Here is a 19,756-nt window from a genome sequence, read left to right on the forward strand (position 1 = left end):
GATTTCCTCAACGTGTAAACGATTGTGAGGGAATGTTATGAGATATAATCGTCCGGAGGCCAAATGGCTGGCCCGGGATGCCATGCGTGGGGCCTATCCCCACCCCATGCTGGTGTCGCTGGTATACATTCTGATGACCAGCGTACTCAGCACCATCATTATGAATTATGTAGCAGATCCCTTTCAGGTGGCTTATTACTACCTGACTCAGACCAGCTACGAGGTGGAGGAGATCCTGAGCGCCATTTTTACCCCCTCCCAGATCATGATTGTTCTATTGATGGAGCTGCTGATCAACCTCTATTACTGGGTTGTGAACTACGGCTATACCTCCTACTGCCTGCGGCTGGCCCGGCGGGAGGGCCCCGGCTACCGCAACCTGCTGGATGGCTTTTATAACATCGGCCGGGCGCTGGCGGTAAACTTCCTGGTGAGCCTGTTTACCCTTCTGTGGGGTCTCATCGGCATTGTGGTCTATATAGCTGCGGTGTTCCTGGCGGTGATCAGCGGACTTACACTGCTGATCCTCATTGGCGCGATCTTTATGATGGTTTGGACCATCGGCGTGTCCTACCGGTACCGGCTGTCGGTCTACTTCCTGCTGGACCACCCGGAGATGGGAGCCCTGGAGGCCATTGGCCACAGCAAGGCTGCCATGAAGGGCAACCGCATGACGTTATTTGTCCAGGATCTGTCCTTCCTGGGCTGGGCGCTGCTCTCCGTCTTCACCCTGGGCATCCTGGGTCTTTGGCTCAATCCCTACATGGGGGCAGCTGATGCCAACTTCTACCACTGGGTGGTGTACGGGACCTTCCCCGGCGCGCCCACCGGCGGCTGGAAGACGCCTTACGGCGATCTGTAAGAAGATTTGAATGCAAAAGCGGGAGCACAGTCCGCCGATGGTGCGGAACTGTGCTCCCGTTTTCTGCATATGGGGGTGGGCCGTTCAGGCTGTGGGAGCGGTCTCCTCCGGCATGGATGGAGGCTGCCCGCCGCCGCGGTCGGGGCGTTGACCACCCATACCGCCGCCACCTGTCATGCCGCCGGGGTTGGACTCGGAGCCGTCGTTGGTGGTGACATCGCCGCCGATGTTGGTGTAGGTGCCGTCGCAGTCCAGGGCGGTGTCGCCGCTGCCGTTGCAGGTCAGATCCAGAGTGCCGCCATTGATGGTCAGGTCGCCGTTGGAGTCGACGCTGTCGCCTCCGGATACGATGGTGAAGGTACCGCCGTTGATGGTAATAAAGCTGTCCGAACTGGAGGCAAAGGTGTCCTGGGGACGGCCGCCGAAGCCCCCAAAGCCGGAGCTGTCAGCTCCGCCGGCGGCGTTGAGACCGTCGTCGTGGGAGGTGATGTCAAAGGTGCCGCCCTCGACGGTGATGGTCAGACCCTCGATGCCCTCATAGCAGTAGGGGATGGTGAAGGTGCCGCTCTGGATGGTGAGGGCGTCGTCACAGTGAACGGCGTCGTCTCCGCTGCTCAGGTTAAATTCGCCTGCGGCAATCACCATGGCGCCTCCGGCGTGGAGACAGTCGTCGGCGCTGTTGATGGTAAAGGTGCCGCCGTTGATGGTGTAGGTGCTTTCGCCCTTGATGCCCTTCTGGCTGACGGTGTCCTCCTCAGTGGAGCTGGTCTCCTGGGGGACGGCGGTACCGGGCCGTCCGGGGGCAAAGCTGTCGTCGGTGGACATCTCCACGCTGGCACTTCCTTCCCCGGTGGTCAGCTCAAAGGCGCCGCCGTCGATCTGGAGGGTGCCGCTGGCGCTGATGGCGTCCCCCTGGGCATGGATGGTGTAAGAGCCGCCGGCGATGTAGAGGGCGCCCAGGGTAGTGTCCTCCGTGTTTTCTGCGTGGATGCCATCCTTGCCGGAGGTGATGGTGAAGACTCCGCCGGCGATGGCCACGCTGTCCTTGCCGGTCATGCCGTGGCTGGCAGAAGTGACGGTGTAGCTGCCGCCGGTGACTACCAGCTCGTCCTTGGAAACCACCCCGTGCCCCGCCTGGGCCTGGATGGTCAGACTGCCCGAGCCGTTGAGGGTCAGGTCGGTTTTGGAGAAGATGACGGCGTCGATGTTGTTGTCGTCAATGGCCACATAGGACCCGCCGTTGGACAGGGTGTTTTCAGATCCATCCGCCAGGGTGACAAAGACCTTGTCGGCCTCCAGCGCATAAATGGCGGCGGAGGTGGCGCTGTGGATGGTGACGCCGTCCAGTACCAGCCGGACCTTGTCCGTATCGGCGGCGTTGATGACGATCTGACCATCCTCCAGAGTGCCGGAGAGCCGGTAGATCCCTTCGGCGGAGATCACCACCTGACTGCCGTTGACAGTCACCCCGTCGGCGGAACAGGAGGCGGAGCTGCCGCTGAGTGTGATGTCGATGGCCTGGCTTTCATCATAGCTGCCATCCAGGTCCCGGTCGCTGAACCAGGAGGAGTTGGTCTGAGTAACAGCGGCATTTGTCTGCGTCGGTGTGGAACTGGCGGAAGGGGTGCTGTCAGGGCTGGCAGTGCAGCCGCTGAGCAGAAGCAGACCGCAGAGCAGTAGTGCGAATGAGCCCGATGTGCGGATATGGTTCATAGAGATTCTCCTTTACAGTGTGGCTGCGGTGGTATCCTGGTAGCAGAGGGAGATTTCCAGGTTTCCGTTTCGGAGCCGCAGCGCGTCGATGAGGGCCTTTTCCTCAGCGGAGGCCTTCAGAGTCAGGTCATAGGTCAGCTTGAACAGGCTGCCCATATTGGTGGTTTTGACCTGGGTGAGGGAATACTGAGTGGTGTAGCCCTCCAACACGGGGTCAAAGACCCCAGCGTAGTCCAGGTCCTCCGGAATGGTGATGTGCAGGGTGCGGAACCGGGCGGACCGGCGACCGCCGCCCAGCCGCAGGGCGGTGTAGAGCATCATGACGCCCCCCAGGATGAGGGCAAAGAGAAGGGCGTAGGCCAGATAGCCCATGCCGGCCATGAGGCCAGTGCCCATGGCTACGAAAATGGCGCCGATCTCCCGGGCGGAGCCGGGGGCGGAGCGGAAGCGAACCAGATTAAAGGCTCCCGCCACCGCCACGCCGGTGCCCACGTTGCCGTTGACCATCAGGATGACCACGCACACCACGGCGGGCAGGATGGCCAGGGTGATGGCAAAGCTTCTGGTGCAGTTGGAGCGCCACAGGGTCATGGTGCACAGTATCAGGCCGATGAGCAGGGAGACCCCCACGCACAGCACAAAGGCCCCGGGGGTAATGGTAGTGGTGAGTGCGGTGTCAAAAATACCGCTGAACAGTGCGTCAAGCATAGCGAAGCATACCTCCTTGGGGTGTGGTCAGCATGGTTTGATAGGCGCTGCCATATTTGGAGAAGGAGGTTTTGAACAGCTTCTGCTCCGACAGCACCTGGACCATCCAGAGAGGGAGGGCGCCGGAGACCTTCAGCTCCATGAGCACCTGGTCCGGGCCCAGCAGAGGAATGCCGCTGGTGTCGGAATCCAGGGTAAGGCGGTCCCGGCGGAACCGGATCTCCGTGTCAAAGGTCATCCGGAAGCTGCCGGTCTGCCTGTCGTGGAAGGCATCCCGCTCATAGGAGAGAAAGACGGCAGGGGACAGGGAGCCGTAGTAGGCTGTGGCATAGGCCAGTTCTTTGCCGATCTGGGTGTCCGGCCAGGGCTGTTTGCCGGATATGCAGTCCAAAACCTGGCGCTGAGGCAGGGACAGACGGCGCTTGTAGACTACCGAGCGGTACTTCTTTTTCAGCTCCGCAAAGACCGGACTGTCCATACCGGCCCGGCCGTAGCTGCGTATGCGTACCTTCTCCTTATAGACCGGTTTGTCCAGACTCCGGCGGATAAGCAAAAACTGAGGGGTATCCAGATAGAGGTTGCGGATGGAGCTGTGGCTGTAGTCGTCGGCCACCATATAGGGCTCCATGGCCCGCAGAACGGCGTCCTGCTGCCGGCGGGTCATCAGGTATTTGATTTCATAGCGTTGAAACACCATTTGAGCGTTCACGGTGCTGAGCCTCCTTGTAGGGAATGTAAGGATACTGTAAAGGCTCAAACATAATTGTAGTTAAAAGCCCGGCAGAATTCCGGCAATTTCATATGGGCGGCTGACAACCGGTCGGCGACGTGGTATTCTTTTAATTAGAATTAAGGTAGCGACTGCAAAATGGAACTCACATTGGATCGAAAGGAGAGGGTAGCCTTGCGCATTTTGCTTGCCGAGGATGAACGCTCCCTGTCCCGGGCCCTGGTGGCTCTTCTGGAGCGCAGCAACTATTCCGCGGACGCGGTTTATGACGGGGAGGAGGCGCTGGCCTACCTGGAGGGGGGCAGTTACGACGCACTGATCCTGGATATCATGATGCCCAAGGTGGACGGCCTTACGGTGCTGCGGCGGCTGCGGGAGCAGGGCAATCCCATTCCAGTGCTGCTGCTTACCGCCAAGTCGGAGGTGAGCGACAAGGTGCTGGGCCTGGACACCGGGGCCAACGACTACCTGACCAAGCCCTTCTCCACCCAGGAACTGATGGCCCGCATCCGGGCCATGACCCGCACCCAGACCGGCCAGGTCAGCAGCCGGATCACCTTCGGCAATATCACCCTGGATCAGGCCACCTTTGAGCTCAGTTCCCCCACCGGCAGCTTCCGGCTGGCCAACAAGGAGTATCAGATGATGGAGCTGCTGATGTGCAATCCCCGTCAGCTCATCCCCACTGAACGGTTCCTGGAACGGATCTGGGGCTATGACAGTGACGTGGAGCTCAATGTGGTGTGGGTGTACATCTCCTACCTGCGGAAAAAGCTGACCGCCCTCCACGCCGATATCCAGATCAAGGTGACCCGCAACGCGGGCTACTCTCTGGAGGGACAGTCATGATCCGGTCTCTGCGGCGCAAACTGATTGCGGCGTCCATGTTTTCCCTGGCGGTGGTGCTCTTTCTGATCCTGGGGGGCGTCAATCTGATGAGCTACCATAAGGTGGTGACCGACGCCGACGCCATTCTGGCGGTGCTGGGAGCCAACGACGGCGGCTTTCCCATGCGGGAGCCCCCTGACGGATTCCAGCCGGTGAAGCCTCAGGAGGACCGGGGAAAGCACATGCCCGGCCTGTCCCCGGAGACCCCCTATGAGTCCCGCTATTTCTCTGTGCTGGTGGATGACAACGGCCAGGTGCTCCAGGCCGATACAGGCCAGATTGCGGCCGTTGACGGGACGGATGCGGAAGAATATGCCATGCAGGTGTGGGAAGGGGGGCGCGAAAAGGGCTTTCTGGGGAGCTATCGCTATCTCCGCTGTGAGGAAACGGAGGGGACCCGTATCATCTTCCTGGACTGCAGTCGCGGTCTGTCCAGCTTTTACACCACCCTGGCCGCCAGTGTGGCTTTGGCCCTGCTGGGGCTGGCCTCTGTGCTGCTCCTGCTGCTCCTCCTCTCCCGGCGGATCGTCCGGCCGGTGGCGGAGAGCTATGAGAAGCAGAAGCGCTTCATTACCGATGCAGGCCATGAGCTGAAGACCCCCCTGACCATCATCAGCGCCGACGCCGACCTGGTGGAGCTGGAGTGCGGAGAAAACCAGTGGCTGACCGATATCCGCCGCCAGGCCCAGCGGCTGACCGGACTGACCAATGATCTCATCTATCTCTCCCGCATGGAGGAGGAGAACCCCACATTGCAGACCATTGAGTTCCCCATCTCTGATGTGGTGGAGGAGATGGTCCAGTCCTTCCAGGCACCGGCCAGAAGCCAGGAGAAGGAGCTGACGGTCTCGATCCAGCCCATGCTGTCCTATACGGGGGATGAGAAGGCCATCCGCCAGCTGGTTTCCATCCTGATGGACAACGCCCTGAAATATGCGCCCCCGGGCGGGAAGCTGTCTGTGGGGCTGGAGCGGCGGGGACGGAGTTTGCAGCTGACCGTGTCCAACACCACGGCCCAGCCTGTGGAAAAGGATCAGCTGGAGCATCTGTTTGACCGCTTCTACCGGGTGGACCAGTCCCGCAGTACCCAGACCGGCGGGTACGGCCTGGGGCTGTCCATTGCCAGAAGCGTGGTGGCGGCACACAAGGGCAAGATCCGGGCGGAGAGCACGGACGAAAAATCTCTGACTATTACGGCCGTTTTGCCATAAGCAGGTAAAGAACGCTCTATCTTAAGATTTATAAATGTTTACAACTATCTGGATCAGTCGTGAGTCTTCTATACAGCAAGGGCGGCAAGCCCGCTGTATAGAAAGGAAGAATGACTATGAAACGTATGATCTGCCTTGTGATGGCCGTGATGCTGGCGGCCCTGTGTCTGACGGCCTGCGGGACGGTCGGGGACGGTAAGGGGAACAGTAAGCCCGGCTCCAGCACATCGGCTCAAGCTGAAGGGAAGACGGTCCAGGGTATCATCAACCAGAAGGGCGATTATCTGGTGCTGTTGACCGATGAGGGCGAGTATCAGGTCATGAACTACGGCAAGGGCGTCAATGCCGACGACTTTGCCGAGGGCGACAAGGTCAGCATCACCTATACCGGAGAGCTGGGCGTGGAGGGTTCCATGCCGGTGATCACGGCCATCTCCAAGACAGAGTAAGGCAGGACAAAAGCGAAAAAAGGTACCCTCCAAGCGCCAAATGTTATATAATGGGCAGCATGGAGGTGCACCCTGTTGGAAGAAGTAGCCTTTCGGATTTTGATTTGTTTTCTGGCCAGCGCAGGGGCGGGCATCGGCACCGGCTTTGCCGGGATGAGCGCCGCCACCGTAATCAGCCCCATGCTGGTGACTTTTTTGGACCTGCCCGCCTATGACGCCATCGGGATCGCACTGGCCAGCGATGTGCTGGCCAGCGCCGTCAGCGCCCGTACCTACGCCAAAAGCGGGGCCATTGACCTGAAAAACGGTTTTGTCATGATGTGCGGTGTCCTGAGCATGACCCTGGTGGGCAGCTGGCTGTCCTCCTTTGTACCGGACGGCACGTTGGGAGGCTTTTCGGTGTTCATGACCCTGGTGCTGGGCCTGAAGTTCCTTCTGCTTCCGTCGGTGAAGCCCAGGCACACCATGCAGGACAGCAGCCGGGTGATGCAGATTGTCAAGGGTGCGGCAGGAGGCTGCTGCATCGGTTTGATCTGCGGCTTTTTCGGGGCCGGCGGCGGTATGATGATGCTGATGGTACTCACCATGGTGCTGGGCTACGAATTGAAGACTGCCGTGGGTACCAGCGTGTTTGTGATGACCTTCTCCGCCCTCACCGGAGCGGCCAGCCACTTTGCCTTGGGCAACATGCCCAGCCTGGACCTGCTGCTGCTCTGTGTGGTCTTTACCCTGATTTGGGCCCAGATCGCTGCCCGCATTGCCACCCAGGCGTCCCCGGAACGGCTCAACCGTCTGACCGGCGTGATTCTGACTGTCATCGGCATTGTGCTGGTGACCATATCCCTGCTGTAAAGAAACCCCGAGGAGAATCTCCTCGGGGTTTTCACGTTCTATGGCTTGCACCGGCCGCAAGGGGAGTACCCCCGGGCGATCACGTCCTCCCGCAGGCCGGTATAGGCCTGCTTGTTGGACTCCTTCATCTGATCCACGCTGGAGCAGCCGGGCTTGTGGAATTTCCGGGTGTTGGTGTTGAGAATGTAGTCACTCAGCGCAATGTCCTGTACCACGGGCTGGACGCTGGGCTCCGGCGTGGGTGTGGACGTAGGAGTTGGGAGCGGCGTAGGCGTAGGTGTGGGAGAGGCAGTGGGGGAGGGGGAGGGCCTCTCCGGCGGGGTCTGGACGGCATAAAGTGAGGGCGAGGGCGTAGCCTGCGGGGCGGGGACAGCTCCACAGCCTGCGGTCAGCGCCAGCAGCAGCGCCAGGCCCAGAGCCAATAGCTTTTGTTTCATGTGATCTGACCTCCTGCCGACCGGATGGGTGCAAATTTGGTGTTTTTTCCATTGTATCCCACCCGGTCCAAGAAAGCGGGCGAATCCTGTCGAAGGAGAGAGGTCAGGAGGATAAAGTGCCGATTGATTCCGGGGCGTCCTTATGAGATAATAGCGGTGATTCCATAGATGGGCAGGAGGCTGCCCCAATGAAAAACAGATGAGGTGGACCAAATGGCAAACGAGTACATTCGCTTTACCGACGATATGAGCGCCCCCTATTCCGACCTGGTGACGGTGGACGGGAAGTTTCTCTTCCTCTCCGGTCTGGTGTCGGAGGACCTGAACACCGGCGATCTGGTGTGCGGCACCATCACCCAGGAGACCTGTCAGGTGCTGGACAACCTGAAGGCCCTGCTGGAGCGCCACGGCTCCGACATGGACCATGTGGTGCGCATCGACGTGCTGCTGCGGGACTTTGCCGAGCGGGACGAGATGAACGCCGAGTATGTGCGTCACTTTGATCCCAAGCATATGCCTGCCCGGCTGTGCTACGGCAACGTGGGCCTGGCGGACCAGTGCAAGATCGAGATCGCCGTCACCGCCGTCAAGGCGTAAGAGCATACAGCGCAGGAAGGGGCGCGCCGCAGCTGCGGCGTGCCCCTTTCCGCCCATGCTAAACTGGATAAAATAGTTCGGAATGACACAGAACGTACACATGCCCGGGGTAGGATAGGGGCGAAAGGGAGGGAGCGGCCATGAACAGCAAAGTGCTCATCGTGGAGGATGAGGCCAGACTGCGGGAGGTGCTGTGCGACTACTTCTCCAGCAAGGGGGAGCTTCCGGTGGAGGCGGAAAACGGGGTACAGGCCCTGGCCCGGCTGGAGGAGGAGTCCTTTGACGCGGTGCTCATGGACATTATGATGCCCGAGCTGGACGGGCTGTCGGTGTGCCGGGCGGTGCGCAGGACCAGCGACGTGCCCATCCTCTTCCTTACCGCCCTCTCCGATGAAGAGGACAAGCTGCTGGGCTACGAGCTGGGGGCGGACGACTACATCACCAAGCCCTTTACCCTGTCGGTGCTGTACGCCAAAACCATGGCTCTCATCCGGCGCAGCCGGGGGACTATGCGCTCCGGCGACCGGCTGGAGGTGGGGGGCATCGCGCTGGAACTGTCGGCCCAGAAGGTTTATGTTAACCACAAGCAAGTGGCCCTGACCCCCAAGGAGTTTTCCCTACTGCGCTGTCTCATGCAGAACAAAAATATGGTCATGAGCCGGGAGCAGCTGCTGGTGAAGTGCTGGGGCTATGACTATGAGGGGGAGTCCCGGGCGGTGGACACCCACATCCGCCGCCTGCGGGACAAGCTGGGTGAGGAGGCCGGACGGATCAAGACCGTCATCAAGGCGGGGTACCGACTGGAGGGGTGAGCATGAAAAAGCCGTTTCGGATCAAATCCCTGACCGCTGTCACCCTGCTGCTGGCCGGGCTGGCCCTCTTCCTGTGGCTGGTGGGCATGTATCTGCTGACTGCCCTGACGGCGGAACTGGCCGCCGATCGCTACCTGGAAGACAATGAGGACCGGGCGGAGCTTTTGGCCGGAAACGCCAGGCTCTCCCAGGCCTGGGGGGACCCGGACCTCTATCAGAATTTCTGGGAGCGAGCGGTATGGGAGACGGTGGCTACAGGGGAATTTGCCTGGGGCACCCCCATCGCCAACGGAAACAGCGGCTTTCTCCAGCGGCGCTACAGTGACCAGGTCTTTGTAGCCAACGCCGTTTATGACGCTCAGGGCAACTGCCTGGCCGGCAGCTGGGAGGATTTTTTCTACTTTACCGTTTTGACCGAGGACCAGTGGAAGGCAGGGGAGGAGACGTCCGGCCACTCTGCCAGGGCCCCGTTCCGGCGGGAAAAGCTGGTGGAGGGCGGACTGGAGCTGGTCAAGCATAACCTCCACTTTGATGCGGCCGCCATGCGATTTACGGGCGTTTATGACGGGACGGAGATGACCCTGGTTCGGGCGGAGTATATCGCCCAGGAAGATCTTTGGGACGTGCTACCCCGGAACGGCTCCTATACGGTGTCCAATGTGGTGGAGGAGGCGGGGCTGACCTGGCGCCCGCTCTACGAGGACCCGGAGGCCGTGTCCGCCGGAGCGGAGCAGGTGACCCTATACGCCGACTATCTGGATGTGTGCTGCCAGGACAAGTCCCCCTCCTTCTCCTACCGGGGGACCCGGTATGACAGTGTGGCCGACATGGTGGAGCAGGTGGGGCCAACGCTGGCGGAGGGCAGCCAGAACCTCAGCCGGTACGAGGGTCCGGACCTGCTCATTCTCAGCACCGCTTATTATGAGGAATATGAGGGAGAAAGCTACCTGACCGCTCACTACCAGGGGGAGAAGGGGTATGGCGGCGATCAGACAGAGGATGTGCCGGAGCTGCAATTCTATGTGGTCAGCGCGGCCTGGTGCTCCCCCTGGGAGACCGCCATGGGGGAACTGCGGAACATCTACCTGATTACCTTTGGCCTGGCGGCCCTGCTGGTGCTCTGTGTGCGGGCCTTCCTGAACCGGCGGCTCATTTGCCCGGTGCGGGAGGTAAGCTGGGGACTCAACCATCCGCAGGCGCGGGCGGAGCCGCCCTATAGAAACGGGGGCTGGCGGGAGCCGGTAGAGCTGCGCCAGGGGTATTATGACCGGATGGAACAGCTCCGGCTGGCCCGAAACGAAACGACCAGACTCAACACCGCTCTGGACTACGCCAAAACAGCCGAGGCCAACCGGCGGCAAATGACCTCCAACATTGCCCATGAGCTGAAGACCCCTCTGGCGGTGATCCACAGCTATGCGGAGGGCCTGAAGGAGCACATCGCCGAGGAGAAGCGGGACAAATATCTGGACGTGATCCTGGCCGAAACCGGCCGGGTGGACGCCATGGTGCTGGAGATGCTGGATCTGTCCCGGCTGGAGGCGGGCAAGGTCAAGCTGGCCCGGGACACCTTCTCCCTGACGGAACTGACACGGTCGGTCTTTGAACGGCTGGAGCGGGCGGTGGAGGAAAAAGAGCTCAAGCTGACCCTGGACCTGAAGGAGGAGTGTACCGTCAATGCCGACGAGAGCCGTATGGCTCAGGTGGTGGAGAACTTTGCCAGCAACGCGGTGAAGTACACCCCGGAGGGAGGTTCCATCTGGGTGCAGGTGTGGAAGGGCCGGGAGGGTACCTGGTTTTCCATTGAGAATACCTGTACCCCACTGTCCCGGGAGGAGCTGGACCACGTGTGGGACACCTTTTACCGGGGGGATCAGGCCCGCTCGGGCGGCGGCACCGGCCTGGGTCTGGCCATCGCAAAGAACATCGTGGAACTCCACGGAGGGAAATGCTCGGCGCGCAATACAAGCAGCGGCGTGGTGTTTTCCTTCTGGCTGTAGTGTGCTTCCTTCCGGGCAAATGACCCCTTCACACAGAAGACCCGGTCTCTCCGTTTACGGAGAGACCGGGTCTTTTATCAGTTGTTGATACTGTGGGTCTGCGCCCCCAAGTCATTCACCAGTTCCTGCACCTCATTTACCAACCGGCACAGATGGAAGCCGTCACATACCGCGTGGTGTACCTGTACGGCCAGAGGCAGCAAGGTCCTGCCGCCGTCCTCATAAAACTTCCCCATGGTAAAAATGGGGGGTAGGTAGTCGTAGCCCTTCTGCAGGTTCAGATTGAACCCTTCAAAGCTGGCCCAGGGGACCATGGATACCGGAAAGGTATTTTCGGGGGTATCCGTCCGGGACATCAGGCCCTGCCGATCCCCATAGACGGCCATATCATGCTCGAAGGCGGCGCAGAAAGCGGCATAGTCCGGGGTGTAGGCGGTCCACAGATTGGAAAAGGTCTCGGTATCTCGGTGAAAGACGGTGTAGCAGGGATGGACCTGGTCATAAAACCCCAGTTCACCTGCCTCGTTGATAGCCATACGGAACTCCTGATGGCAGTTCACCGCTGTGGAGAGGGCATACAGCATGGCGGGGTAGAGCTTCTGACCCCGCTGCCTCAGCCTGGTGATGTCCAGCTTGAACACAGCGCTGTAGGTGCAGGGCACCTGGGTAAAGTAGTGGTCAAAATAGGCGCTGCGGGGCCAGGTTTTCTTGTCGATCCTGGTGAAGAGCATGGCGCTTGTCCTCCTTTGTCCGGGCTGCTGAGCGTATTATACCGGAGGATCACAGCCCGGTCAATGCCAGTGGGTTTAGGCCAGCTGGCGGAAGAGGTTGACCATCTCAATGGCCGACAGGGCGCAGTCATAGCCCTTGTTGCCCGCCTTGGTGCCGGCCCGCTCGATGGCCTGCTCGATGGTGTCGGTGGTGAGAACCCCGAAGAGCACCGGCTTGCCGGTCTGGAGGGAGGCCTGGGCCACCCCCTTGGACACCTCGGCGCACACATAGTCGTAGTGAGAGGTGGAGCCCCGGATCACCGCGCCCAGGCAAATCACCGCGTCATACTTGCCGCTCTGGGCCAGATGAAGGGTGGCCACCGGGATCTCAAAAGCGCCGGGCACCCAGGCCATGTCGATGTTTTCCGTGGGGACACCGTGGCGCACCAGGCCGTCCTCCGCGCCGGAGAGCAGCTTGCTCACGATGAACTCGTTGAATCGGGATGCCACGATGGCGATGTGCAGACCCTCGCTGCCTACCAGCTTACCTTCCAGAATGTTCATGTCAAATACCTCCCTGAATTTTGTCGTCGTCGGTCACCTGCTCCAGCAGGTGGCCCATTTTTTCACGCTTGGTCCACAGATAGAAGTGGTCGTGCTCCTGGGGTGCCACCTCGATGGGTACCCGTTGGGTGATCTCCAGGCCGAAGCCGGACAGGCCGTAGATCTTGTCCGGATTGTTGGTGAGCAGCCGCAGCTGCTTGACGCCAAGGTCCCGCAAAATCTGAGCCCCGATCCAGTACTCCCGCAGGTCGGGGGCGAAGCCCAGCTTGATGTTGGCCTCCACCGTGTCATAGCCCTGCTCCTGGAGGGTGTAGGTCTTGAGCTTGTTGATGAGGCCGATGCCCCGGCCCTCCTGGCGCATGTAGAGCACCACGCCCCGGCCCTCCTGCTCGATGCGCTCCATGGCGGCGGCCAGCTGCTGGCCGCAGTCGCACCGCTGGGAGCCGAACACGTCGCCGGTGAGGCACTCGGAGTGGACCCGGCACAGTACACCCATGCCGTCCCCAATCTCCCCCTTCACCAGGGCCACATGACTTTCACCGGTGAGATCGTTGGTGTAGCCGTAGATGGTGAAGTCGCCGTACTTGGTGGGCATCTTGGCCACCGCCTCCCGGACCACATGCTTGTCGTGGAGGCGGCAGTAGTCCTGCAGATCCTTGATGGTGATGACCTTCACGCCCCAGGTCTCGGCGTTTTGCAGCAGCTCGGTGGTGCGCATCATGGTGCCGTCTTCCCGCATGATCTCGCAGCACAGGCCGCACTCGGCCAGTCCCGCGTGGCGGCACAGGTCCACTGTGGCCTCGGTGTGGCCGTTGCGGGCCAGTACCCCGCCCCGGCGGGCCACCAGGGGGAACACATGGCCGGGCCGGCGGAACTCCTCCGGCTTGGAGTCGGGGGCGGCGCACCGGCGGCAGGTAAAGCCCCGTTCCTCGGCAGAGATGCCGGTGGTGGTGTCCATATGATCGATGGACACGGTGAAGGCGGTCTGGTGGTTGTCGGTGTTCACCTTCACCATCTGCTCCAGCCCCAGCCGGGCGGCCACCGCCTCCGACATGGGGGTGCAGATGAGGCCCTTGGCGTGGACCGCCATAAAGTTGACGTTTTCGGTGGTGGCGAACTGGGCGGCGCAGATCAAATCGCCCTCGTTCTCCCGGTCGGGGTCGTCGATGCACATGATGAGGTGTCCGGCCCGCAGCTCCTCCAGGGCCTCCTCAATGGTGGCAAATCCCATGGTATGTATCCTCCTTTAAAATCCGTGCTGGGCCAGAAATTCCATAGTGATGCCGGTTGACCTAGAAGTCTCCCGGCCCAGCAGTCTGGCCACGTATTTTCCCAAAATGTCGGTCTCCAGGTTGACGGTGTCCCCGGCACGCCGGTCCAGCAGGGTGGTCTGGGCTCCGGTGTGGGGAATGATGGAGACAGAAAAGTCCCGGTCGGTGACAGCGGCCACCGTCAGGCTGATGCCGTCGATGGCGATGGAGCCCTTCTCCACAATGCCTGCCAGCAGCTCCGGGGCGGCGGCTATGGTTACCCACACCGCATTGCCCTCCCGCCGAAGGAAACTTACCGTACCGGTGCCGTCGATGTGGCCGGTGACGATATGCCCGCCGAAGCGGCCGTCGGCCGCCATGGCCCGCTCCAGATTGACCTGGGAGCCGGGACGGAGTCCGCCCAGTCCGGTGCGGCGGAAGGTCTCGGGCATCACGTCGGCGGTGAAACCGGCGGGAGAGAGGGCGGTCACCGTGAGGCACACCCCGTTCACCGCGATGGAGTCTCCCAGGCGGGTGCCCTCCAGCACCGTGCGGGCGGCCAGCTCCAGACTGCCGGGGCCCAGCTTGCGGACGGTGCCCAATTCCTCAATGATCCCTGTGAACATGTTGTATCACCTCGTATTCCAGCAGAAGATCCTCCCCCATGGGGGTACAGGTGGGGGGAGAGAGTCGCCAGCACTGATCGGGGGAGTCCACTCCCACGCCCTCCACCGGGCTTTTGGCGTCTGCCCCGCCGAAGAGCTTGGGGGCCAGATAGCAGTATACCTTGTGGACCAGGCCCTGCCGCAGCATGGACTCGTTGAGCCCGCCGCCCCCTTCCAGCAGAATACCGTCGATCTCCCGCTTCCCCAGCTCCGCCATCAGGGCGGGCAGGTCCACTCGGCCGTCGGGGCCGGGCAGGTCCAGCACGGTGATCCCCAACTCCTCCAGTGCCGTTCGCTTGTCCCGATCAGGGGAGGCGCAGGCTATGATGGTGGGTACCTCTTTTGCGGTGCGGCACAGGTTGGAGTCCAACGGGTTACGCAGGTGGGAGTCGCAGACGATGCGCACCGGGTTCCGACCGCCGTCCATGCGGCAGGTCAGCATGGGATCGTCCTGAAGCACCGTGCCGATGCCAGCCAGAATACCCCGGTACTGGTGGCGCAGGGTGTGGACGTGGGAGCGGGCAGTCTCGCCGGTGACCCACTGGGACAGGCCGGTGTGGCAGGCGATTTTGCCGTCGGCGGTCATGGCGTACTTCATGGCCACGTAGGGGGTTTTGTGGGTGATGTAGTGGAAAAACACCGGGTTGAGGGCGTCGCATTGGTTACGCATGAAGTCCTCTTCCACCGTGACTCCAGCCTGCCGCAGCAGGGCAGCCCCCTTGCCGTGGACCAGGGGATTGGGGTCCCGGGAGCCGATGACCACCCGGCGGATGCCCGCCTCCAGAATGGCCTGGGTACAGGGGGGCTGACGGCCCTGATGGCAGCAGGGCTCCAGCGTGACGTACAGCGTGGCCCCCGCCGGGTCCTCCGTGCAGGCGGCCAGGGCCTCCCGCTCGGCGTGGAGACCGCCGCAGCGGCGGTGCCAGCCCTGACCGATGATGCGGCCCTCCTTCACCAGCACCGCCCCCACCAGAGGGTTGGGGCTGGTCCAGCCGGTGCCATTGCGGGCCAGCTTGATGGCCAACGCCATGCAGTCGGTATCGTTCATGATGGCTTGTCCCTCCTTTTTCGGGACGAAAAAAGCGCCCCGAAGCAACTTCGGGGCGCTGAGAAAGCAACTGCGGGGCGGGGTAAAAAACCATAAGAAAAGGGATATATTCATTCCCGCCGGCGTCTTCTTCCATCCAGACTTTAACTGTCGGTTTTGGAATCACACCAAATCCTGCGCTTGCGCGCTCGCGGACTTTACCGCCGATCGGGAATTTCACCCTGCCCTGAAGACTGCATATGAACTTGTTGGCCTTATCATAGCACCGGATGGCAAACCTGTCAACCGGTTATTTATCCACGCTGGGGATCTCGGTGGTGTCCACCTCGTCCAGATGGTTCAGATAATGCCTGGTCTCTTTGGCGATGACGCCGGAGAGGAGAAGCACCGCAATCAGGTTGGGAATGGCCATAAAGGCGTTGAGAATGTCGGCGATGGTCCACACCAGATCCAGGGCCAGCACCGGGCCCACCACCACGACCGCCACGAAGAGGATCTTGTAGGGCAGGATGGCCTTCTTGCCCCACAGGTACTGGGCGCAGCGCTCACCGTAGTAGGACCAGCCCAGGATGGTGGACCAGGCGAAGGTGATGATGCCGATGACCAGAATAACGGGGCCCAGTACGGGGATCTGGGCAAAGGCCAGGGTGGTCAGCTTGCCGCCGTCGGTGACATCGGCCATGTTGATGGAGGGATTTTTCATGATGGTGGAAACCAGCACCAGACCGGTCATGAGGCACACCACCACGGTGTCCCAGAAGGTGCCGGTGGCGGAGACCAGAGCCTGTCGCACCGGGTTGCGGGTCTGGGCGGCAGAGGCCACCAGGGGGGCGGAGCCCATGCCGGACTCGTTGGAGAACAGGCCCCGGGCCACGCCGAAGCGCATGGCGATCATCAGGCCCTGACCCACCAGACCGCCGGCTACCGCGCCGGGGGTAAAGGCCAGGCGGATGATGGCGCCGATGGCGGGGAGAATGAAGTCGTAGTTGAAGCCCAGGATGATGATGCAGCCCAGCACATAGAAGATGGCCATAAAGGGCACCAGCTTCTCACACACTCTGGCAATGGAACTGATGCCGCCGATGATGACAATGGCGGTGAGCAGGCCGCCCACAATGCCGATGACGATGGGCGGGATGGAGAAGGGCACGTTGTTCTGGATGACCTCGGCGATGGCGTTGATCTGGGTGCCGCAGCCAATGCCGAAGGAGGCCAGGGCGGCCAGGGCGGCAAAGAGGACGCCCAGCCATTTCAGACCCAGGCCCCGCTCCAGAGCGTACATGGCGCCGCCCTGCATTTTGCCGTCGGGAGTGCGCACCCGATACTTGACGGCGATGAGGGACTCGGCATACTTAGTGGCGATGCCGAAGATGCCGGCGATCCAGCACCAGAACACTGCGCCGGGGCCGCCCAGGAAGATGGCGGTACCCACGCCGATAATATTGCCGGTGCCGATGGTGGAGGCCAGGGCGGTGGTGAGGGCCTGGAACTGGCTCACATCGCCGGGGGAGTCCGGGTCACGGGTCACCGACAGACGAACGCCGGTGAAGGTCTTGCGCTGGATGAAGCCGGTACGCACCGTCATAAACAGGTGGGTGCCCAGCAGCAGGACGATCATGGGAATGCCCCAGATAAAGTCGTCCAGCCAGTTGAGGAAGGATACGATCATGTCCATACAAACCCCTCTTTTCTCTCTGTTTCTCTCTTATTTGTTCTGTTCCAGCCACTTTTTCAGCTGTTCCGCCATGGCGGAATTGCCGGAATCCTGCCGCTGCTCCTGCTGCTGGAGGTAGCGGCGCACATCTCCCTTGCCGGCGGACTTGCTCTCCCGCCGCTTCTTGAAGTCGCTGAGCCGCTCCCGGTAGCCGCACACACAGGCGAAGAGCTGCTTGTCCCCCTCGCCCCGCAGCTCCATCTTTTTGTGGCAGTTGGGGCAGCGGGCGTTGGTGGTCTGGGTCACTGAGCGGCGGTAGCCGCATTCCCGGTCGGGGCACACCAGCAGCTTACCCCGCTTGCCCTTGACACTGAGCAGGAACTTGCCGCAGTCGGGGCACTTCTCCCGGGTCACATTGTCGTGGGTGTAGGTGGCGTCGCTGGCCTTGACCTCGGCCACCAGGTGGGAGGCGTAGCCCTTCATCTCTCCCACGAAGGCGTCCTCCTGCTCCTTGCCCTGGGCGATGTCCCCCAGCCGTTTTTCCCATTTGGCGGTGAGGGAGGCCGAGCGCAGGTCGGCGGGGGCCAGCCCCACCACCTGAATGCCCTTGGAGGTGGGCACCAGCTCCTTGCCCCGCCGCTCGATGTAGAAGGCGGAGAACAGCTTTTCGATGATGTCCGCCCGGGTAGCGGGAGTACCCAGGCCGCCGGTCTCATCCAGGATCTTGCTCTGGTCCCTGCCCTTCACCTGGGCGGCGGGGTGCTCCATGGCGGTGAGAAGGGTGGCTTCGGTGTACCGCTTGGGGGGTGCGGTCTTGCCGGAGTTGATCCGGACAGACTGGACCGTCAGCTTGTCTCCCTGTTTCAGGTCGGGGAGAGACTGCTCCCACTCCTCCTCGCCGTCTTCCTCCTCCAGGTCGAAGGAGCGGTCATAGGCAGCCTTCCAGCCCAACTCCTTGACAAGCTTACCTTTGGCGTAGAAACTCTCGCCGTCGATGGTCAGCTTGAGGGAGACCTCTTCATACTCAAAGGGGGGCAGCAGTACCGCCAGAAACCGGCGGGCCACCAGATCAAAGATATTGCGCTCGGGACCACTGAGCCGCCACAGCTCTACCTGATCCTCGGTGGGGATGATGGCGTGGTGGTCGCTCACCTTAGCGTTGTTCACCAGGTAGCGGGTCTGGAGGGGACGGCGGGTCATGATCTGCCGGGCCAGGGGGGCGTACTCGTCGATCATGACGCTGCGCAGCCGCTCAGGCAGGGTGGGTACCACGTCGTCGGAGATATAGCGGGAGTCGGTGCGGGGATAGGTAAGGATCTTGTGGACCTCATACAGGTTCTGCATCACCGACAGGGTCTCCTTGGCGGAGTAGGCGTATTTCTTGTTGGCGTCCCGCTGCAGCTCGGTGAGATCATAGGCAGCCGGAGGCGGAGTCTGCTTCCAGGTCCGCTTGATCTCGGTGACAAGAGCAGTCTTGCCGCTCAAGCGGGCGACAAGTGCTTCTGCTTGCTCCATATTGAAAATACGGGCCTGTCCGTCTTTATCCCGCCATGTAGCCGTAAAGCCTGGAAGCTTGACGGATACGGTGAAGAATTCCTTGGGCTGGAACTTGCGGATCTCCTCTTCCCGGTCGACGATGAGAGCCAGGGTGGGGGTCTGGACCCGGCCGGCGGAGAGCTGGGCGTTGTACTTGCAGGTGAGGGCCCGGGTGACGTTGAGGCCCACTACCCAGTCGGCCACGCTGCGGGCCCGGGCGGAGTGGTACAGATTGTCGTAGTCGGCAGCGGGGCGCAGGTGGGCGAAGCCCTCTTTGATGGCCTTGTCGGTCTGGGAGGAGATCCACAGCCGCTTGGCCGGTTTCTTCCAGCCCGCCTTCTCCATGATCCACCGGGCCACCAGCTCGCCTTCCCGGCCGGCGTCGGTGGCGATGACCAGATCGGACACATCTCCCCGGCGCATGAGGGACTGCACCGCCCGGAACTGGCGGCCGGACTGGGGGATGACCACCGTTTTCATCCTGTCGGGCAGCATGGGCAGGGTGAGCAGATCCCACTTGGCCCAGGCCTTGTCGTAGTCCTCCGGGGGCGCCAGCTCTACCAGATGGCCCAGGGCCCAGGTGACGATGTAGCGCTCTCCCTCCAGAAAGCCCTCGCCGGATTTTTTACAACCCAGCACACGGGCCAATTCCCGCGCTACCGAGGGCTTTTCCGCCAATACCAAAGTTTTAGACATATTGTTTCTCCTAACCGCCGGAAACCGGCGTTTTTCGCGGTTTTCTCCCGTTGACTTTTTCATAGCCGGCTGGTATCTTTAAGCCAGAAGGAAGCCCCGGTTGTTGTGCTGACTGAGAAAGGAGTACAGCATGAGTGCGTTGGGAATGAATGGTGCCTTTGCCATGATGCAGGCCAGACTGAGTCAGAACCTCCCCCCCGAGGACCGGATGGATGCCACCGAGCGGGCCTGCCGCAGGCGGGCCAGGGACGCCGAGTGGAACTTCCGTGTATCCAAGGGATACGAAAAGGACACCTTCTGGAACCGGGTCAAGTTCAACATGACCCACAAAGACTGAGTTGATATGCTGCCGCAGGCTCTGCCTGCGGCTTTTC

At 61.5% G+C, this 19,756-nt stretch carries 20 protein-coding genes and 1 riboswitch; of the genes, 9 read left to right on the plus strand and 11 right to left on the minus strand.

The annotated features are described in order from the left end of the window. The first annotated feature begins 37 nt into the window (after positions 1-37). A complete protein-coding gene (locus tag B5G34_RS08115) occupies positions 38-862 on the plus strand; it encodes a DUF975 family protein (protein WP_087335953.1) in 825 nt (274 codons plus the stop codon). A gap of 84 nt (positions 863-946) precedes the next feature. On the opposite strand, the gene B5G34_RS08120 is transcribed toward B5G34_RS08115, so the two are convergent. Genes B5G34_RS08120 through B5G34_RS08130 form a run of 3 tightly spaced genes read right to left on the minus strand, consistent with a single transcriptional unit; the run spans position 947 to position 3,992 of the window. Beyond that, positions 947-2,575, minus strand: a complete 1,629-nt coding sequence (locus tag B5G34_RS08120; RefSeq protein ID WP_087335955.1) for a carbohydrate-binding domain-containing protein — start codon at positions 2,573-2,575, stop codon at positions 947-949. Between the two features lie 12 nt (positions 2,576-2,587). After that, positions 2,588-3,283, minus strand: a complete 696-nt coding sequence (locus B5G34_RS08125) for a DUF4956 domain-containing protein (RefSeq protein WP_087335956.1) — start codon at positions 3,281-3,283, stop codon at positions 2,588-2,590. After that, positions 3,276-3,992, minus strand: a complete 717-nt coding sequence (locus B5G34_RS08130; RefSeq protein ID WP_204245927.1) for a polyphosphate polymerase domain-containing protein — start codon at positions 3,990-3,992, stop codon at positions 3,276-3,278. The genes B5G34_RS08125 and B5G34_RS08130 overlap by 8 nt, the downstream gene beginning before the upstream one ends. A gap of 195 nt (positions 3,993-4,187) precedes the next feature. Here B5G34_RS08130 and B5G34_RS08135 point away from each other — a divergent pair, with 195 nt between their 5' ends. From B5G34_RS08135 to B5G34_RS08150, 4 genes are all read left to right on the plus strand, one after another. Beyond that, complete coding sequence (locus B5G34_RS08135; RefSeq protein ID WP_087335961.1) at positions 4,188-4,862, plus strand: response regulator transcription factor; 675 nt, start codon at positions 4,188-4,190, stop codon at positions 4,860-4,862. Continuing rightward, positions 4,859-6,112 carry a HAMP domain-containing sensor histidine kinase gene (locus B5G34_RS08140; RefSeq protein ID WP_087335963.1) on the plus strand — a complete coding sequence of 418 codons (1,254 nt, stop codon included), beginning with the start codon at positions 4,859-4,861 and terminating at the stop codon, positions 6,110-6,112. The genes B5G34_RS08135 and B5G34_RS08140 overlap by 4 nt, the downstream gene beginning before the upstream one ends. A gap of 116 nt (positions 6,113-6,228) precedes the next feature. Beyond that, positions 6,229-6,561, plus strand: a complete 333-nt coding sequence (locus B5G34_RS08145; RefSeq protein WP_087335965.1) for a hypothetical protein — start codon at positions 6,229-6,231, stop codon at positions 6,559-6,561. 75 nt (positions 6,562-6,636) lie between these two features. Next, positions 6,637-7,413: a sulfite exporter TauE/SafE family protein gene (locus tag B5G34_RS08150; protein WP_087335966.1), complete on the plus strand. Its 777-nt coding sequence runs from the start codon at positions 6,637-6,639 to the stop codon at positions 7,411-7,413. Between the two features lie 38 nt (positions 7,414-7,451). On the opposite strand, the gene B5G34_RS18420 is transcribed toward B5G34_RS08150, so the two are convergent. Then, positions 7,452-7,850, minus strand: coding sequence for a hypothetical protein (locus tag B5G34_RS18420; RefSeq protein ID WP_140397219.1), 399 nt, complete (start codon positions 7,848-7,850; stop codon positions 7,452-7,454). Between the two features lie 213 nt (positions 7,851-8,063). On the opposite strand from B5G34_RS18420, the gene B5G34_RS08155 reads away from it, so the two are divergent. The 3 genes from B5G34_RS08155 (at position 8,064) to B5G34_RS08165 (ending at position 11,259) form a co-directional block, all read left to right on the plus strand. After that, positions 8,064-8,447 carry a Rid family hydrolase gene (locus B5G34_RS08155; RefSeq protein WP_087335968.1) on the plus strand — a complete coding sequence of 128 codons (384 nt, stop codon included), beginning with the start codon at positions 8,064-8,066 and terminating at the stop codon, positions 8,445-8,447. A gap of 140 nt (positions 8,448-8,587) precedes the next feature. Beyond that, positions 8,588-9,259, plus strand: coding sequence for a response regulator transcription factor (locus B5G34_RS08160; protein ID WP_087335969.1), 672 nt, complete (start codon positions 8,588-8,590; stop codon positions 9,257-9,259). A gap of 2 nt (positions 9,260-9,261) precedes the next feature. Beyond that, positions 9,262-11,259 (plus strand): HAMP domain-containing sensor histidine kinase, encoded by a 1,998-nt coding sequence (locus B5G34_RS08165; RefSeq protein ID WP_087335971.1) that lies wholly within the window; start codon positions 9,262-9,264, stop codon positions 11,257-11,259. 77 nt (positions 11,260-11,336) lie between these two features. On the opposite strand, the gene catA is transcribed toward B5G34_RS08165, so the two are convergent. The 7 genes from catA to B5G34_RS08200 all read right to left on the minus strand — a co-directional run bounded on the left by catA (position 11,337) and on the right by B5G34_RS08200 (position 19,382). After that, positions 11,337-11,990 (minus strand): type A chloramphenicol O-acetyltransferase, encoded by a 654-nt coding sequence (gene catA, locus B5G34_RS08170; RefSeq protein WP_087335973.1) that lies wholly within the window; start codon positions 11,988-11,990, stop codon positions 11,337-11,339. A 75-nt stretch (positions 11,991-12,065) separates the two neighbouring features. Continuing rightward, the gene (gene ribE, locus B5G34_RS08175) at positions 12,066-12,533 is read right to left on the minus strand and encodes a 6,7-dimethyl-8-ribityllumazine synthase (RefSeq protein WP_087335974.1); all 468 of its coding nucleotides are present in this window, start codon (positions 12,531-12,533) and stop codon (positions 12,066-12,068) included. Between the two features lies 1 nt (position 12,534). Further along, the gene (locus tag B5G34_RS08180) at positions 12,535-13,764 is read right to left on the minus strand and encodes a bifunctional 3,4-dihydroxy-2-butanone-4-phosphate synthase/GTP cyclohydrolase II (RefSeq protein ID WP_087335975.1); all 1,230 of its coding nucleotides are present in this window, start codon (positions 13,762-13,764) and stop codon (positions 12,535-12,537) included. Between the two features lie 15 nt (positions 13,765-13,779). Beyond that, positions 13,780-14,409 carry a riboflavin synthase gene (locus B5G34_RS08185; protein WP_087335977.1) on the minus strand — a complete coding sequence of 210 codons (630 nt, stop codon included), beginning with the start codon at positions 14,407-14,409 and terminating at the stop codon, positions 13,780-13,782. Continuing rightward, positions 14,390-15,496 (minus strand): bifunctional diaminohydroxyphosphoribosylaminopyrimidine deaminase/5-amino-6-(5-phosphoribosylamino)uracil reductase RibD, encoded by a 1,107-nt coding sequence (gene ribD, locus B5G34_RS08190; protein ID WP_087335979.1) that lies wholly within the window; start codon positions 15,494-15,496, stop codon positions 14,390-14,392. Before ribD ends, B5G34_RS08185 begins: the two co-directional genes overlap by 20 nt. 120 nt (positions 15,497-15,616) lie before the next feature. Next, a riboswitch (FMN riboswitch) is annotated at positions 15,617-15,734 on the minus strand. A gap of 51 nt (positions 15,735-15,785) precedes the next feature. Next, positions 15,786-17,171, minus strand: a complete 1,386-nt coding sequence (locus B5G34_RS08195) for a sodium:alanine symporter family protein (protein ID WP_087335981.1) — start codon at positions 17,169-17,171, stop codon at positions 15,786-15,788. Positions 17,172-17,201: 30 nt separating this feature from the next. Further along, the gene (locus B5G34_RS08200) at positions 17,202-19,382 is read right to left on the minus strand and encodes a DNA topoisomerase III (protein WP_087335983.1); all 2,181 of its coding nucleotides are present in this window, start codon (positions 19,380-19,382) and stop codon (positions 17,202-17,204) included. Between the two features lie 130 nt (positions 19,383-19,512). Here B5G34_RS08200 and B5G34_RS08205 point away from each other — a divergent pair, with 130 nt between their 5' ends. Then, positions 19,513-19,719, plus strand: a complete 207-nt coding sequence (locus B5G34_RS08205; RefSeq protein ID WP_242956930.1) for a hypothetical protein — start codon at positions 19,513-19,515, stop codon at positions 19,717-19,719. The last annotated feature ends 37 nt before the right edge of the window (positions 19,720-19,756 follow it).

Source organism: Flavonifractor sp. An82 (assembly GCF_002159265.1).
Classification (GTDB): Bacteria; Bacillota; Clostridia; order Oscillospirales; family Oscillospiraceae; genus Flavonifractor.

Bases quoted from the DNA above. Each gene is read 5' to 3' on its own strand.
- ribD (WP_087335979.1), bottom strand. From the start codon at position 15,496: ATGAACGATACCGACTGCATGGCGTTGGCCATCAAGCTGGCCCGCAAT.
- B5G34_RS08200 (WP_087335983.1), bottom strand. From the start codon at position 19,382: ATGTCTAAAACTTTGGTATTGGCGGAAAAGCCCTCGGTAGCGCGGGAA.
- B5G34_RS08125 (WP_087335956.1), bottom strand. From the start codon at position 3,283: ATGCTTGACGCACTGTTCAGCGGTATTTTTGACACCGCACTCACCACT.
- B5G34_RS08145 (WP_087335965.1), top strand. From the start codon at position 6,229: ATGAAACGTATGATCTGCCTTGTGATGGCCGTGATGCTGGCGGCCCTG.
- B5G34_RS08165 (WP_087335971.1), top strand. From the start codon at position 9,262: ATGAAAAAGCCGTTTCGGATCAAATCCCTGACCGCTGTCACCCTGCTG.
- B5G34_RS08180 (WP_087335975.1), bottom strand. From the start codon at position 13,764: ATGGGATTTGCCACCATTGAGGAGGCCCTGGAGGAGCTGCGGGCCGGA.
- B5G34_RS08120 (WP_087335955.1), bottom strand. From the start codon at position 2,575: ATGAACCATATCCGCACATCGGGCTCATTCGCACTACTGCTCTGCGGT.
- B5G34_RS08195 (WP_087335981.1), bottom strand. From the start codon at position 17,171: ATGGACATGATCGTATCCTTCCTCAACTGGCTGGACGACTTTATCTGG.
- B5G34_RS18420 (WP_140397219.1), bottom strand. From the start codon at position 7,850: ATGAAACAAAAGCTATTGGCTCTGGGCCTGGCGCTGCTGCTGGCGCTG.
- B5G34_RS08205 (WP_242956930.1), top strand. From the start codon at position 19,513: ATGAGTGCGTTGGGAATGAATGGTGCCTTTGCCATGATGCAGGCCAGA.
- catA (WP_087335973.1), bottom strand. From the start codon at position 11,990: ATGCTCTTCACCAGGATCGACAAGAAAACCTGGCCCCGCAGCGCCTAT.
- B5G34_RS08140 (WP_087335963.1), top strand. From the start codon at position 4,859: ATGATCCGGTCTCTGCGGCGCAAACTGATTGCGGCGTCCATGTTTTCC.
- ribE (WP_087335974.1), bottom strand. From the start codon at position 12,533: ATGAACATTCTGGAAGGTAAGCTGGTAGGCAGCGAGGGTCTGCACATC.
- B5G34_RS08115 (WP_087335953.1), top strand. From the start codon at position 38: ATGAGATATAATCGTCCGGAGGCCAAATGGCTGGCCCGGGATGCCATG.
- B5G34_RS08155 (WP_087335968.1), top strand. From the start codon at position 8,064: ATGGCAAACGAGTACATTCGCTTTACCGACGATATGAGCGCCCCCTAT.
- B5G34_RS08160 (WP_087335969.1), top strand. From the start codon at position 8,588: ATGAACAGCAAAGTGCTCATCGTGGAGGATGAGGCCAGACTGCGGGAG.
- B5G34_RS08185 (WP_087335977.1), bottom strand. From the start codon at position 14,409: ATGTTCACAGGGATCATTGAGGAATTGGGCACCGTCCGCAAGCTGGGC.